11 protein-coding genes and 1 pseudogene are annotated in these 14094 nt (G+C 71.1%); 4 read left to right on the forward strand and 8 right to left on the reverse strand.

The window, feature by feature from the left end:
• Positions 1-61 precede the first annotated feature (61 nt).
• Both Q0588_RS05815 and Q0588_RS05820 read left to right on the forward strand, forming a co-directional pair.
• The gene (locus Q0588_RS05815) at positions 62-1675 is read left to right on the forward strand and encodes an amidase (protein WP_298744587.1); all 1614 of its coding nucleotides are present in this window, start codon (positions 62-64) and stop codon (positions 1673-1675) included.
• Positions 1676-1761: 86 nt separating this feature from the next.
• Positions 1762-2241 carry a low affinity iron permease family protein gene (locus tag Q0588_RS05820; RefSeq protein WP_298744589.1) on the forward strand — a complete coding sequence of 160 codons (480 nt, stop codon included), beginning with the start codon at positions 1762-1764 and terminating at the stop codon, positions 2239-2241.
• Between the two features lie 90 nt (positions 2242-2331).
• On the opposite strand, the gene cysC is transcribed toward Q0588_RS05820, so the two are convergent.
• From cysC to Q0588_RS05845, 5 genes are all read right to left on the reverse strand, one after another.
• Complete coding sequence (gene cysC, locus Q0588_RS05825; RefSeq protein WP_298744591.1) at positions 2332-4143, reverse strand: adenylyl-sulfate kinase; 1812 nt, start codon at positions 4141-4143, stop codon at positions 2332-2334.
• Positions 4143-5057: a sulfate adenylyltransferase subunit CysD gene (gene cysD / locus Q0588_RS05830; RefSeq protein ID WP_298744593.1), complete on the reverse strand. Its 915-nt coding sequence runs from the start codon at positions 5055-5057 to the stop codon at positions 4143-4145. Before cysD ends, cysC begins: the two co-directional genes overlap by 1 nt.
• A gap of 348 nt (positions 5058-5405) precedes the next feature.
• Positions 5406-5822, reverse strand: a complete 417-nt coding sequence (locus Q0588_RS05835; protein ID WP_298744595.1) for a hypothetical protein — start codon at positions 5820-5822, stop codon at positions 5406-5408.
• A gap of 11 nt (positions 5823-5833) precedes the next feature.
• Positions 5834-7099 (reverse strand): TadE/TadG family type IV pilus assembly protein, encoded by a 1266-nt coding sequence (locus Q0588_RS05840; protein WP_298744597.1) that lies wholly within the window; start codon positions 7097-7099, stop codon positions 5834-5836.
• Positions 7096-7530 carry a response regulator gene (locus tag Q0588_RS05845; RefSeq protein WP_298744599.1) on the reverse strand — a complete coding sequence of 145 codons (435 nt, stop codon included), beginning with the start codon at positions 7528-7530 and terminating at the stop codon, positions 7096-7098. The genes Q0588_RS05840 and Q0588_RS05845 overlap by 4 nt, the downstream gene beginning before the upstream one ends.
• 166 nt (positions 7531-7696) lie before the next feature.
• Here Q0588_RS05845 and Q0588_RS05850 point away from each other — a divergent pair, with 166 nt between their 5' ends.
• Together Q0588_RS05850 and Q0588_RS05855 are read left to right on the forward strand one after the other, a co-directional pair.
• Positions 7697-10990 (forward strand): EAL domain-containing protein, encoded by a 3294-nt coding sequence (locus Q0588_RS05850; protein ID WP_298744601.1) that lies wholly within the window; start codon positions 7697-7699, stop codon positions 10988-10990.
• Positions 10991-11054: 64 nt separating this feature from the next.
• Positions 11055-11462: a response regulator gene (locus Q0588_RS05855; RefSeq protein WP_298744603.1), complete on the forward strand. Its 408-nt coding sequence runs from the start codon at positions 11055-11057 to the stop codon at positions 11460-11462.
• Positions 11463-11498: 36 nt separating this feature from the next.
• On the opposite strand, the gene hemA is transcribed toward Q0588_RS05855, so the two are convergent.
• The 3 genes and pseudogenes from hemA to mmsB form a co-directional block, all read right to left on the reverse strand.
• Positions 11499-12725, reverse strand: a complete 1227-nt coding sequence (gene hemA / locus Q0588_RS05860; protein ID WP_298744606.1) for a 5-aminolevulinate synthase — start codon at positions 12723-12725, stop codon at positions 11499-11501.
• Between the two features lie 125 nt (positions 12726-12850).
• Positions 12851-13084, reverse strand: coding sequence for a hypothetical protein (locus Q0588_RS05865; RefSeq protein WP_298744608.1), 234 nt, complete (start codon positions 13082-13084; stop codon positions 12851-12853).
• A 71-nt stretch (positions 13085-13155) separates the two neighbouring features.
• Positions 13156-14067, reverse strand: a pseudogene (mmsB, locus tag Q0588_RS05870) (3-hydroxyisobutyrate dehydrogenase); the annotation flags it as partial.
• Positions 14068-14094 lie beyond the last annotated feature (27 nt).

The following is a 14094-nucleotide window of genomic DNA, read 5'->3' on the forward strand; positions in this document are numbered from 1 at the left end:
CGAAAACAGTCTGCCTCCACCCCACCCAACCCTCCCCCTCGAGGGGAGGGCTTTTGTCGGGATGGCTCTGGCGACAGTGGTCGCCGCCACGCTCGCGGCCCTGACCTTCGCTGGCGCCGCGGCGGCCCAGACCCGGCCTCCGCATCCACACCCCGGCGGACCCGAGCCATGGATCGTCAGCACCTCGGTCGTCGAGTGGGCGGCGGACGACGCTCACGACCTCACCCCAGAAGGTGGGATATCGGTGTTCGAGGGGCAGATCGCCCGGTTCGACCGGGGACGCCATGGCTCGCCACCCTTGAACAGCGTGCTTGCCGTCGCTCCCGATCTCTGGGAGCAGGCGCGCGCCGCCGCTGACCTACCGCTCCACGGCGTGCCCATCCTGCTGAAGGACAACATCGAGACCGCCGACATGCCGACCACGGCCGGTTCGCTGGCGCTGGCGAACAATATGCCCGGCCGCGACGCGCCGCTTGTCGCCCGCCTGCGTGACGCCGGGGCGGTGATCCTCGGCAAGGCCAACCTGTCCGAATGGGCCAACATCCGCTCGTCTCAGTCGATCAGCGGCTGGAGCGCGGTCGGGGGGCAGACCCGCAATCCGTATGATCCGGAGCGGACGCCGTGCGGCTCATCGGCGGGCAGCGCCGTGGCGGTGGCCATCGGCCTGGCCCCGGCGGCGATCGGGACGGAGACCGACGGCTCGATCACCTGCCCGGCCTCGGTCAACGGCGTGGTCGGGTTCAAGCCGACGGTGGGGCTGGTGTCGCGGACCCACATCGTGCCGATCAGTCATTCGCAAGACACGGCCGGGCCGATCACGACCACGGTCGAGGACGCGGCCATCGTGCTGACGGCGATCGCGGGCTCCGACCCGCTCGATCCGGCCACGGCCGAGGCGGACGCGCGCAAGGTCGACTATCGCGCGGCGCTGGACGCCGACAGCCTGAACGGCGCGCGGATCGGGGTGCTGCGCTTCCTCGTCCCGAACTATTCGGCCGAGACCCAGGCGGTGTTCGAGGCCAGCCTGCAGGTGATGCGCGACGCCGGCGCCGAACTGGTCGAGATCACCGAGGCGCCGGCGGAGTTCCGCGAGACCAGCGGCTGGGAGCTGACCGTGCTGCTGACCGAATTGAAGCACGACCTGAACCTGTATCTGGCCTCGACCGATCCGGCGCAGGTGAGGACCCGGACCCTGGCCGACGTCATCGCCTTCAACGCCGCCGAGCCGCGCGAGACGGTGCTGTTCGGCCAGGATCTGTTCGAGCGGGCCGAGGCGACGGGCGGCCTGACCGATCCGGCCTATGTCGAGGCGCGCGAGCGGTCGTTCCGCGCGGCCGGGCCGGAAGGCATCGACCGGATGATGGCCCGGCACAACGTGATCGCCCTGACCGCGCCGACCACCTCGCGGGCGTGGACCAACGATCCGGACGACGACGATCGCTCTCAGGGCTCGGCCAGCCGGCTGGCGGCCATCGCCGGCTATCCGCACCTGACCGTGCCGATGGGCTTCGACCGCGGCATGCCGGTGGGCCTCAGCCTCATCGGCGGCAAGTGGGACGACGCCAGGGTGCTGTCGCTGGGCCATGCCTTCGAGCAACGGACGCGGGCGCGGCGCGCGCCGGGGCTCGAGCGGACCGTCGCGGGCGATGCGGCGCCGGCGCCGGCGAGGCGCTGAAAGTGGGGCGAGGTCTCGCCGGCGGCGAACGGCCGGTCGGGGCCGCGGCGGCTGCAACCTCCGCCGCGAGAGGGGATTGGTCGCTGATGGAAAAAATCTTTCTCCACTTCGCCAACCAGACCGCCCGGCTCTCGGGCAAGCCCTGGACCTTCCTCGTCTGCCTGGGGGTGGTGGTCGTCTGGGCCGTGACCGGGCCGCTGTTCGGGTTCAGCAACCGCTGGCAGCTGGTCATCAACACCGGCACCACCATCGTCACCTTCCTGATGGTGTTCCTGATCCAGAACACCCAGAACCGGGACGGCGCGGCCATTCAGGCCAAGCTGGACGAACTGCTCCACGCCGTCAGCACGGCCGACGAACGGTTCGTCGGCATCGAACGGCTCAGCGAGAAGGAGCTGGACCTGATCCTCGCCCAGGTCGAGGCGCGGGCGATGCGGCTCCGCGGGGCCGGGCTGCCGGTGGTGGCCACCCGGCGCGAGGACGCGGTCCGCGAGCAGAAGGCCGGGCGCAAAGGCGCCGCGCCGAAGGCCGCCGGGGCGGGGCGCAAGACCCGGAGCGCCGCTTGAGCAGTCTGACGGCCAACCTCGTCGGCTCGGGCGCCGCCCTGCGCCCTGGTGATGGCGGCAGGGAAATGGCGGTTCCGGGAGGGCTGAGGCTCACAGCCGGTCGCGGACGGCCGCGATGATCCGCTCGCAGGCCTGTTCCGGCGTCAGGGCGGCGGCGTCGATGCGGATGTCCGGATTCTCCGGCCGCTCATAGGGGCTGTCGATGCCGGTGAAATTGGCCAGTTCCCCGGCCCGGGCCTTGCGGTACAGGCCCTTGACGTCGCGGGCCTCGACCACCTCCAGCGGGGCGTCGACGAAGATCTCGACGAACTCGCCCGGCTCCATCCGTTCGCGGGCCATGCGGCGCTCCGCCGCGAAGGGCGAGATGGCCGAGACCAGCACGACCAGGCCGGCGTCGGCCATCAGCCGGGCGACCTCGGTGAGGCGGCGGATGTTCTCGACCCGGTCGGCGTCGGTGAAGCCGAGGTCCTGGTTGAGGCCGTGGCGGACGTTGTCGCCGTCCAGCAGGAAGGTGTGACGGCCCTCGGCGAACAGCCGCTTGTCGACCAGGTTGGCGAGGGTCGACTTGCCGGCCCCGGACAGGCCGGTGAACCACAGCACCAGCGGCTTCTGGCGCTTCAGGGCGGCGCGCTCGGCCCGCCCGACCTCGAGCGCCTGCCACTGGACGTTGGCCGAGCGGCGCAGGGCGAAGCGGATCAGCCCGGCCCCGACCGTCTCATTGGTCTGGCGGTCGATCAGGATCAGGCCGCCGAGGTCGCGGTTGACGGCGTAGGGCTCGAACGCCAGCGGCGCGTCGAGATGCAGGTGGCAGACGCCGATGTCGTTGAGCTCGAGCGTGCGCGCGGGGAGGGGCTCGAGGGTGTCGACGTTGACCTTGTGGCGGATGTCGGTGACCTGGCCGGTCACGGTGGCGGCGCCCAGTTTGATGACATAGGCGCGGCCGGGCAGCAGGGGCGCATCGGCCATCCACACGATCCGGGCCTCGAACTGGTCGGCGACCCCGGGCGGGGCGTCGGCGGTGGCGAGGACATCGCCGCGCGAGACGTCGACATGCCCGGCCAGGGTCAGGGTCACCGACCGGCCCGGCCCGGCTTCCGCCAGGTCGCCGCCCATGGCGACGATGCGGTCGACGGTGGCGGCGCGGCCCGAGGGCAGCACCGTGACGGCGTCGCCGGGGCGCACGGTCCCGCCCGCGATGCGTCCGGCGTAGCCGCGGAAGTCGGCGTCCGGCCGGTTGACCCATTGCACCGGCATGCGGAAGGGGCCCGGCGCGGCCTCGGCCAGGTCGGTGCTCTCCAGCCAGTCGAGCAGGGTCGGGCCGTCGTGCCAGGACAGGTTCGGCGAGCGGCTGACGACATTGTCGCCGCCCAGCCCCGACACCGGGATGGCGACGACCCCGGTCAGGCCCAGTCCGGCGGCGAGGGCGCGGTAGTCGGCGGCGATCGCGTCGAATGTCCCACGCGACCAGCCGACCAGATCCATCTTGTTGACCGCGAGCAGCACCCGCCGCACGCCCATTAGCCCCACCAGATACGAGTGCCGTCGGGTCTGCGGCAGCAGGCCCTTGCGCGCGTCGACCAGCACCACGGCGACGTCGGCGGTCGAGGCGGCGGTGACCATGTTGCGGGTGTACTGCGGATGGCCCGGCGTGTCGGCGAGGATGAAACGGCGGCCGGCGGTCTCGAAATGGCGGTAGGCGACGTCGATGGTGATGCCCTGTTCGCGCTCGGCCGAGAGGCCGTCGAACAGGCGCGAGACGTCGGGCTCGCCCGAGGGCGTGCGGATCGCGGCCAGCTGGTCGTCGGGCACGGCGCCGGCGTCGTGCAGCAGGCGGCCGATCAGGGTCGACTTGCCGTCGTCGACCGAGCCGCAGGTGATCAGGCGGACGAGGTCGCGGCCCATCAGAAATAGCCCTCGCGCTTCTTGATCTCCATCGAGGCGGCCGGATCCCGGTCGATGGCCCGGCCCTGACGTTCCGAGGCGCCCGAGGCGGCCATTTCGGTGATGATGGCGGCGAGGTCGGCCGCGTCGCTGTCGATGGCGCCGGTCAGGGGCCAGCAGCCGAGGGTGCGGAAGCGCACGCGCCGGGTCTGCACCGTCTCGCCGGATCGCAGCGCCATCCGCGCGTCGTCGACCATGATCAGGGCCCCGTCGCGCTCGACCACCGGGCGGTCGGCGGCGAAATACAGGGAGACGACCTCGATCCCCTCGCGGGCGACGTAGCGCCACACGTCCATCTCGGTCCAGTTGGACAGGGGGAAGACGCGGACCGACTCGCCCTTGTGCACGCGGGCGTTATAGAGCCGCCACAGCTCGGGCCGCTGGGCCCTGGGGTTCCACTGGTGGGTGCGGCTGCGGAACGAGAAGATGCGCTCCTTGGCGCGGCTCTTCTCCTCGTCGCGGCGGGCCCCGCCGAAGGCGGCGTCGAAGCCGTGATGGTCCAGCGCCTGCTTCAGGCCCTGGGTCTTCCACAGATCGGTGTGCGCCGTCGCGCCGTGGTCGAACGGGTTGATCCCCCGCGCCTCGGCCTCGGGGTTCCGGTACACCAGCAGCTCCATGCTGGCCTCGGCCGCGGCGCGGTCGCGGAAGTCGTACATCTCGCGGAATTTCCACGCCGTATCGACGTGCAGCAGGGGGAAGGGCGGGGCGGCGGGAAAGAAGGCCTTGCGGGCCAGATGCAGCATCACCGCCGAGTCCTTGCCGGCCGAGAACAGCATGACCGGCCGCGCGCACTGGGCCGCCGTCTCGCGGATGATCTGGATGGACTCCGCCTCCAGCTCGTCGAGATAGCGGTCGTCCGGCGAGGGCAGGGGCAAGGGCGGCGGTCCGGCTGAAGGCCCGCGACCCTGACCGAGGCCGGCGGCGGGATCAAGCTCAGGCGGCCGGGACGACGGCGGTGGTCTCGATCTCGACGCGGGCGGCGTCCTCGATCAGCCCCTTGACCCCGACGACGGCCATGGCGGGATAGTGGGGCCCGATCCGTTCGCTCCACACGGCGCCGATGTCGCGCAGGGCGGCGAGGGTGTTGTCGAGGGTCTGGCGGACCTGGGCGGCGAAGCCGTCGGGGAAGGCCCCCGCCCGGTCCCAGCCGACCTGGCCGGCGACGAAGACCCTGCGGCCGCTCCAGCCGGGACCGTCCCGCGCGGGCGTGGGCGGCGCCGGGATCAGGCGGCGGCGGAGGGGCCGGGCCCGTCGGCCGGGCGCCGGCGCCCGGCCTGGCGGCGATCGTCGCCGGCGCGGCGGCCGCCGTTCATCATCATCAGTTCGAGGCGGATCTCGATCAGCCGCCGCTCGATCGAGCCCAGGGCGATGAGCAGGATGAAGCTGCCCAGCAGAACGCCCTCCAGGCTGAGGGCGATCGGCGGGATATGGAGGTCGAGCATCTCTCCCGCCAGGATCGTGAGCGTCATCACCGCGGTCATGACGGCCACGCCGAAGGCTCCGAAGATCTTGATCAGCGAATGCGCCGGCGCGTCGCGGTTGACCCGGCTTCCGGGCTTCCGGCGGTCGCGGCGGCGTCGGTCCAGGGGCGCCCGGCGGTCTTCGAGGCGTTGATTCACGACTTCGGCTTCCATGGCCATGGGCGTCCTCCCTACTGGACGAGTCGCGCCCCGCCGGCGCGAGGCCCGACGCCGGCCGGGACCGGCACGTCGGAGGCGTCGTAATTGGCGTTGATGAACAGGGACGGAGACCCCTTGAGCTGAATCTCCTTGGCGACGATGACGGTCCAGGCGCTGTCGCGGGCGACATCCGCATCGCCGTCGACGACCAGCCGGGCGGACGGAACATAGAGCACCCCCAGCAGGCTCTCGACGTGGTCCGCGGAAATCATGAAGTCCTGATAGTTGGTGCGGGTGCTGCCCAGGACGATGCCCGCATAAGGGCCCGACTTGCGTCCGTCGAGGGCGACCATGGCGTTGTCCGCGAAGCTGAACCGGGAGGCGCTGTCGAAGAATGCGACCACGTCTTCGCCCTCCAGCCGGGCGTTCTCCCGCACCACCAGGCTGCCTTCCAGGAAGAAGTGTTCGCCGGGGGCGAGCACGATGCGGGCGTCGCCGAAGGCCTCGATGCCGCCGCAGTGACGGCCGGCCCGGACACGGTGGACGCCGGAGGACACCTTGATGCGGTTGACCAGTTCCGCGGCGGTGCAGAGGACTCCGAGGCTGGGGTTCCGGTCGAGATCCAGGTTGACGAACGGATCCTCGATGGGCGCGGCCCCGGTGCTGGGGGCCGGGCTGATCATGCCGCCCGCCGTGGTCACGGCCTGCACCAGGGCGGCGTCGATGTGGCCGCCCTCGACCAGGATGTCCCGGTTGGAATGAACCAGGCAGGCCGGGGCGTTCATGCGGCTGGAGTTCCTGACGTTGAGCAGCCGGACGCCGCGCTCGCCCGTCACCAGCACGCAGAGCGGCACCAGTCCGACGGAGCTGGCGATCGCCTCGGCGTTGAAATTCCATCCGCCCGGCGGAAGCATGCTGGCGAAGAAGGACGGCCGGTGGCCGCGCAGCAGCACCCGGATGGCCCGCTGGCCGGCGCGGTCGACGACTTCATAGGTGGCGGCGTAGGCCGGCGCCTCGGCCCAGTCCTTCATCTGGGCGTCGATGAAGGCGGCGGCCCGTTCGCGCGCCTCGGAGCCGTCGGTGGCCAGGGCCAGGGAGGGGGCGCCGGCCAGGGCCCCGGCGTCGGCGACGGCCTGGAGGCGGGTGTCGGCGGCGTTCACCGCCAGCAGATCGATGGCCCCGACGCCGAGCAGCAGGATGGCCGGCCCGAGCAGGGCGAATTTGAGCGCGATCGAGCCCTCGGACGCCCGCCGGAAACGGGCCGCAAGGACCGACAGGGCGTCGACCGCGGCCTTCATGCGACCGCCCGCGGCCGGGCCGCGCGGGCCTGGCGTTCGGCGCGCAGCACATACCGCAGCTGATAGGTGAGCAGACGCCAGTTGAGGGGCTTCATGACGAAGGAGGCGGCGCCGAGGCGGAAGCAGCGGTCGATGGCCTCGACGTCCTCACGCCCGGTCTGCACGATCACCGCCGTGTCGGCCAGGGCCGGATCGGCGCGGATTCGGGTCAGCGTCCCGAATCCGTCCAGGCCGGGCATCTCCAGGTCCAGCAGCACGAGGTCGTAGGCCTGGGTCGCCAGTCGCTCCAGCGCCTCCAGCCCGTTGGCGGCCACGTCGATGCGGGTGTTGGGGCTGGCCAGGTTGACCCGGGCGAATTCGCGGAGAATCGGATCGTCGTCGACGAACAGAACCCTCGCCTCTTCATCCAGGACGTAAAAAAAGCCGCTCATTGGGATTCCCCGGCGGCCGCTCGCCGGCCGCTCACCCGTGCCCCTGCCGTTCCTCATTAAGCGTCAAGTCATTAAAGGTCAGTATAGCCGCACGATTACTCGTGGAGCGGCGCCTTTGCCCCGTCAAAAGCGAAATGTCAGGCGCCGCACCATCGGCCGAAGACTTGTGGCGCTGGTGCTTTCGGCCCTGACCGCGACGGCGATCATTACGGCCACGCTCCTGGGCTGGACCGACGCCCGCCGCCAGACCGCGGCGGAAACCGAGCGTCTGACCCGCACCGCCATGGTGATCGGCTCCCTGGCCGCGGATTCGGCGCGCGCCGAGGACCGGTCCGGCGCCTTCGCGGCCCTGAGAGCCATCTCGCAGATGCCGGACGTAACCTATGGCCGGATTCAGGTGCGCGACGGCCGGCTGCTGGCCGAGACCGGCGGCGGGGTGCGCCTGGCCTCGGACGTGAGCGTGGCGGACGGGGGCCGGGTTTCCGTGTGGTCGGTGCTCAACACCGGCACGATCCAGGTCCAGGCGCCGATCGTCAGCCACGGCGAAAGGGTCGGGGAGATCACCCTGCTGGCCCGGGCCCCGGGGGTCCGGCAGCGGGTCATCGGCTCGATCGTCATCACCCTGCTCGGGGTCGGCGTCGCGGCGCTGGCGGGATTGATCATCGCCCTGCGGCTGGGCCGCCGCATCAGCGCGCCGATCGTGCGCCTCGCGGCCTTCGCGAACCAGGTGCGCGACACCCAGGACTATTCCGCCGATCCGGACGTGGAGGCGGACGGCGAGGTGGGCGACCTGGCGGACGGGGTGCGGTCGATGCTGGAGGGGCTGCGGGAGCGCGACCGGCGCATCGCCGAACACGTCGCCGGCCTCGAGACCACGGTCGCCGAGCGCACCGCGCAGCTGTCCGAGGCCAAGGCCGCCGCCGAGGCGGCCAACGCCGCCAAGTCCGACTTCCTGGCGGTGATGAGCCACGAGATCCGCACCCCGCTGAACGGCATCCTGGCGCTCAGCGACCTGCTGAACCGGGCCGACCTGCCGGAGAAGCCGCGCCGCTACGCCGAGGTCATCTCCAGCTCGGGCAAGTCCCTGATCAGCATCATCAATGACATTCTCGACTTCTCGAAGGTGGAGGCCGGCAAGCTGGAGCTGGAAAGCGTCGAGGTCGATCTCGGTGCGATCGCCGCCGACGTCGCCAGCCTGTTCGCGGGCCGGGCCGCCGAGAAGGGGCTGGACCTGGCCGTCTATGTGGATCCGGCGCTGGGGCCGGTCGCGGCCGACCCGACCCGGCTGCGCCAGATTCTCGGCAACCTCGCCAACAATGCGATCAAATTCACCGAGACCGGGGGGGTGACCCTTCGGATCGAGCCGGCGGCCGACGGGTCGGGGCGGATCGAATGCAGCGTCGTGGACACCGGCCCCGGCATTCCCGCGGACAAGCTGCCGGGCCTGTTCGAGGCCTTTTCTCAGGCCGACCAGAGCACCACCCGCAAGCACGGGGGGACGGGGCTCGGCCTGGCGATCTGCGACCGGCTGGTCCGGGCCATGGCCGGCGAATGGGTGCTGGCCAGCCGTGAAGGCGAGGGCTCATGCTTCGGTTTCAGGGCGCCGATGCCGGCGCTCGGGGCGGCCGCCGCGCCGCCGGTCTTCGAGAGCGGCTGGTCGATCAGCCTGGACGGATCGGCCGCCGCGACGATCGCGGTCCTGCGCCAGTACGCCGCCCGGGTCGGCCTGCCGGTGGTCGCGCCGGAGCAGGCCAGGGCGCGGATCGTGGCCGAGCCCGCCGACGGGGTGCGGATCGTCGCGGCGGCCGACCCCGACCGCCCGTGGACCCTGACGGGGCCGTTTCGCGGGGCCGAGCTGCTGAAGGGCCTTCACCGGATGTCGCGCGGCCTCGATCCCCGGCCTTCGGGCGACCGGACCGCGGCCGCCCAGGGCTCGCGTTTCCCCGGGGCCCGGGTGCTGGTCGTCGACGACTCCGAGGTCAACCGCGAGGTGGCGGCCGAGGCGCTCGGCCAGTTCGAGGTCGAGGTCGCCTTCGCCGGCGACGGGCTGGAAGCCGTCGAGCGGCTCAGAACCGACCGCTTCGACCTGGTGCTGATGGACGGCTCGATGCCGCGCCTCGACGGCTTCCAGGCGGCGGCGGCGATCCGGCGCGAGGAGGCCGGGACCGGCCGGCCGCGCGCCACGATTCTGGCCCTGACCGCGCATGTGATCGGCACGGCGGCCGATGCGTGGCGCGAGGCCGGCATGGACGGCGTGATCCACAAGCCCTTCACCCTCGACGACCTCGAGGCCGCCCTCGCCGACCATTGCGGGGCCTTCGCGACGGCCGCGGCGACGCCGGCCGCGAAGGCCGCGCCCGCGCCTGAGGCCGACGACCTGTTCGACCCGGCGATCCGCGCCGATCTCGACCGCATGGCCGCCTCCGGCCGGCAGGATTTCGTTCTGCGCGTGCAGGGCCTCTATGCCGGGAATGCCCCGATCCGGCTCGCGGAGGTGCGCGCGGCCGCCGCCAGCGGCGACATGGACGGCGCGGCCCGCGCGGCGCATGCGCTGAAGTCGATGAGCCTGAGCCTCGGGGCCCGCGCCGTGGCCGGGGCGGCGTCCTCGCTGGAGACGGCCGCCCGGGGCGGGGCCTGTCCGGACGCGGACGTGGATCGGCTGGCCGAGGGGGTGGCGCGCACCCTCGCCGCCATGGGCCTGCCGGCGGCCGACGCCGCCTCCGAACCGGCGATCGTGGAGGCCATCCGGGCCGGCGAACTGGACCTCGTCTTCCAGCCCATGATGGACAGGGCGGGCCGTTTCGCCGGAAAGGCGGAAGCCCTGGCGCGCTGGACCCCGCCCTCGGGAGAGCCCCGCTCGCCGGCCGATTTCGTGCCGCGGCTCGAGGCCGAGGGCTCGATCCGCCATCTGACCGACTTCGTGCTCGAGCGGGCGATGGGCCTGGCCCTGACCCGCCCGGGCCTGAAGATCTCGGTGAACGCGTCGGCGACGGAATTCCAGCAGCCGGACTTCGCCGCCCGAATCGAGGCCGCCCTTGCAACGGCCGGCTTTCCGGGCGACCGCCTCGAGATCGAGGTCACCGAGACCGCCGTTCTGGACATCGCCGCCGCCCGCCCGACCCTCGAGCGACTGGGCAGGCTCGGGGTGGGGGTGGCGCTGGACGATTTCGGATCCGGCTATACGAGCCTGCACGCCCTTCGCGAGCTCCGCTTCTCCACGCTGAAGATCGACCGCAGCTTCGTGGCGTGCTGCCTCGACGACACCGCGTCGGCGTCCATCATCCATGCGGTCATCGCCGTGGGCCGGTCGCTGGGCATGCAAATCGTCTGCGAGGGCGTCGAGACGGACGCCCAGGCCCAGTTCCTGCGTACCGCCGGCGTTCACCTGATCCAGGGCTTCGTCTATTCGCCGCCGGTTCCCTTCCATGCGCTGCCCGAGGGCGAGGCGGTCGCCGCATGAGGTTAATCATGTCCGTTTCACCTTCCCTAGGGCTGTCGGTCCATGGTCGGGCCGGGAGACCAAGATGGCTGTAATTGTCGTAGCCGACGATGATCCGACCGTTCAGATGATCGCCGCGGAGCTGCTGCGGGCGGGCGGCCACACCGTGGTCGCGGCGTCCGACGGCGAGGAGACGCTCCGCCTGCTGGCGACGATGAAGGCGGACCTGGTGGTCATGGACATCCTCATGCCGAACAAGGACGGCATCGAGACCATCATCGAGACCCGCACCCTCCATCCGGAGGTCCGCATTCTGGCGATCTCCTCCGGCGGCCGGGTCGGGGCCGGTGATCTTCTGCGCATGGCCAGCCTGTTCGGAGCGGACGAGACCTATGTGAAGCCGTTGAAGCTGGACAGCTTCGCCGCCACGGTCGAGCGCCTGCTCGCCGCGCCGCGGGCCGCGGGCGACGCCGGCGCCTCCGGGGCGAAATAGCCGCGTTCGGGCGGGTCCCGGCCCGGGTCGTCGAGTTCAGGCGACGGCCGGCAGCCGCGCCACATTGCAGTGGGTCCAGAGCCGGTCCATGGCGGCGACGAGGTCGTCCATCATGGCGTCGTCGTGGTCGGGCGAGGGGGTGAAGCGCAGCCGCTCGGTCCCCCTGGGCACGGTCGGATAGTTGATCGGCTGGACATAGACGCCGTGCTCTTCCAGCAGCAGGTCCGAGATCATCCTGGTGTGGACCGGGTCGCCGACGAAGACCGGGACGATGTGACTCTCGGACGGCATGACCGGGAGGCCGGCCGCGGCGAAGCGGGCCTTCAGGGTGGCGGCGCGCTGCTGATGCGCCGCGCGCAGCTCCGGATGGGCCTTGAGCCAGCGCACCGAGGCCAGGGCCCCGGCGGTCAGGGCCGGCGGCAGGCTGGTGGTGAAGATGAAGCCCGAGGCCCAGCTGCGCACCGCGTCGACGATGACCGCGTCGGCGGCGATGTAGCCGCCCATCACGCCGACGGCCTTGCCGAGGGTGCATTCGACGATGTCGATGCCGTCCAGCACCCCGTCGCGCTCGGCCACGCCGGCCCCGGTCTCACCGTAGAGGCCGACCGCATGGACCTCGTCGAGATAGGTCAGGGCGTCGTATCTGCGGGCCAGGGCGATGGTGCCCCCGAGGTCGGCGATGTCGCCGTCCATCGAATAGACGCTCTCGAAGGCGACCAGCTTGGGGGCGTCGGCCGGGGCGGCGGCCAGCAGGGCCTCGAGGTGCTCCAGATCGTTGTGGGCGTAGATGTGCCGCTCGCCGCCGCCATTCCTGATGCCGGCGATCATCGAGGCGTGGTTAAGGCTGTCGGAGAAGACGATCAGCCCCGGCAGCAGCCGCTGCAGGGTGGTCAGGGTCGCTTCGTTGGCGACATAGCCCGAGGTGAACAGCAGCGCCGCCTCCTTGCGGTGCCACGCCGCCAGCTCGGCCTCCAGGTCGACCGCCGAACGGGTCGTGCCCGAGATGTTGCGGGTGCCGCCGGCCCCGGCCCCGGCCGCCTCGAGCTCGGCCCGCATCGCCCCGATCACGGCCGGATGCTGGCCCATGCCGAGATAGTCGTTCGAGCACCAGACGATCACGTCCTGCTCGGACCCGTCCTCACGGCGGCGCACGGCCCTGGGGAACTGGCCGCGCACGCGCTTCAGGTCGGCGAAGACGCGATAGCGCCCCTCGCCCTTGACCTGCTCCACGGCGGTCTGGAATGCGGCCTTGTAGTCGTACAACGGGTCAGCTCTACCGGTGGCGAAAACTTGCCGCGTGATGCGCCGATCGGGCCGATTTGTCCATGAATCGGACCGGACAAAACGCCGCAAACCCTTCATTGATAATGGTTCTCACTTCGACCGCATCAGTCGCCCGGTTGCCCATTTGGGTCCTCCAGTCCGTTGAACCATGCCGTAGCGATAATGAATCGTTCTGCCTGAATGGGGGAGTGGAACGGCCCGACCAAGCTGCCGTGGTGCCGTTCCACGCGCTGGCCACCCTCCGCGAGATCGTTCTCGAGCAGATACGTCGGACCAAAATCAAACTGGTGTACCTCGGCAGCGCGCTTGCCATCCGCGCTGTAGAGGACTTTGACCACGCGAAACTCGTCGCCAAGTCGAGGGCTTCTCCAGAACCGGGCACGAAGCGCAGTCCAACAGTTCATCGCCCTTACCCCTTCGGCAGCTCGTCGAGCCTGCCGCGCAGCATCTGCAAGATGCCCGAGAAGTCCCGGCCGCCGTAACCCAACCGATCGAACAGCTGGAACAGGGCCTCGGTCTGGGCGCCCAGCGGCGTGCTCGCCCCCGACCTGGCCGCCGCGTCCTGGGCCAGTTTCAGATCCTTCAGCATCATGGCCGTGGCGAAGCCGCCGTCGTAGTTGCGGTTCGACGGCGCGGTCGGCACCGGGCCGGGCCACGGATAGTAGGTGGTCACGCTCCAGCTCTGGCCCGAGGACTTGGCGGCGATGTCGAAGAATTTCACCGGGTCCAGACCCAGTTTCTCCGCCAGGGCGATGGCCTCGCAGGTCCCCAGCATGGTGATGCCGAGGATCATGTTGTTGCAGATCTTGGCCGCCTGCCCCGCCCCGTGGTCACCGGCGCGGAAGCTGGCCCGGCTCATCGGCTCCAGCGCCGCCTCGATGCGGGCAAACTCCGGCTCGTCGCAGCCGACCATGAAGGCGAGGGTTCCGGCGTCCGCCGCCATGGTCCCGCCCGAGACGGGGGCGTCGGCGAAGGTGTAACCCGCCTCTCCGGCCAGACCCGCCACCTTGCGCGCCGTGTCCACGTCGATGGTCGAACAGTCCAACAGCAGGGCCGAGGTCGGCGCCGCGCCGATGATCTGTTCGGAAAACACCTTCAGCACATGCGGTCCGGCGGGCAGCATGGTAATGACGACGTCGGCGTCCTTGACCGCCTCGACGACCGAACCGGCCGGCGCGCAGCCCGCGGCTGCGGCGCGGTCCAGCGCGGCCTGCGACAGGTCGAAGGCGGCGACGGCGTTCCCGGCCTTCGCCTGGTTGGCGGCCATGCCCCCGCCCATGTTGCCGAGGCCGATGAAGGCGATGGTCTGGGTCATGGCGTCTCTCCCGAATGATTTTCGGGAGGGTTA

This window comes from uncultured Brevundimonas sp. (assembly GCF_937870815.1).
Classification (GTDB): Bacteria; Pseudomonadota; Alphaproteobacteria; order Caulobacterales; family Caulobacteraceae; genus Brevundimonas.

Bases quoted from the DNA above. Each gene is read 5' to 3' on its own strand.
- Q0588_RS05815 (WP_298744587.1), top strand. From the start codon at position 62: ATGGCTCTGGCGACAGTGGTCGCCGCCACGCTCGCGGCCCTGACCTTC.
- Q0588_RS05820 (WP_298744589.1), top strand. From the start codon at position 1,762: ATGGAAAAAATCTTTCTCCACTTCGCCAACCAGACCGCCCGGCTCTCG.
- cysC (WP_298744591.1), bottom strand. From the start codon at position 4,143: ATGGGCCGCGACCTCGTCCGCCTGATCACCTGCGGCTCGGTCGACGAC.
- Q0588_RS05835 (WP_298744595.1), bottom strand. From the start codon at position 5,822: ATGGCCATGGAAGCCGAAGTCGTGAATCAACGCCTCGAAGACCGCCGG.
- Q0588_RS05840 (WP_298744597.1), bottom strand. From the start codon at position 7,099: ATGAAGGCCGCGGTCGACGCCCTGTCGGTCCTTGCGGCCCGTTTCCGG.
- Q0588_RS05845 (WP_298744599.1), bottom strand. From the start codon at position 7,530: ATGAGCGGCTTTTTTTACGTCCTGGATGAAGAGGCGAGGGTTCTGTTC.
- Q0588_RS05855 (WP_298744603.1), top strand. From the start codon at position 11,055: ATGGCTGTAATTGTCGTAGCCGACGATGATCCGACCGTTCAGATGATC.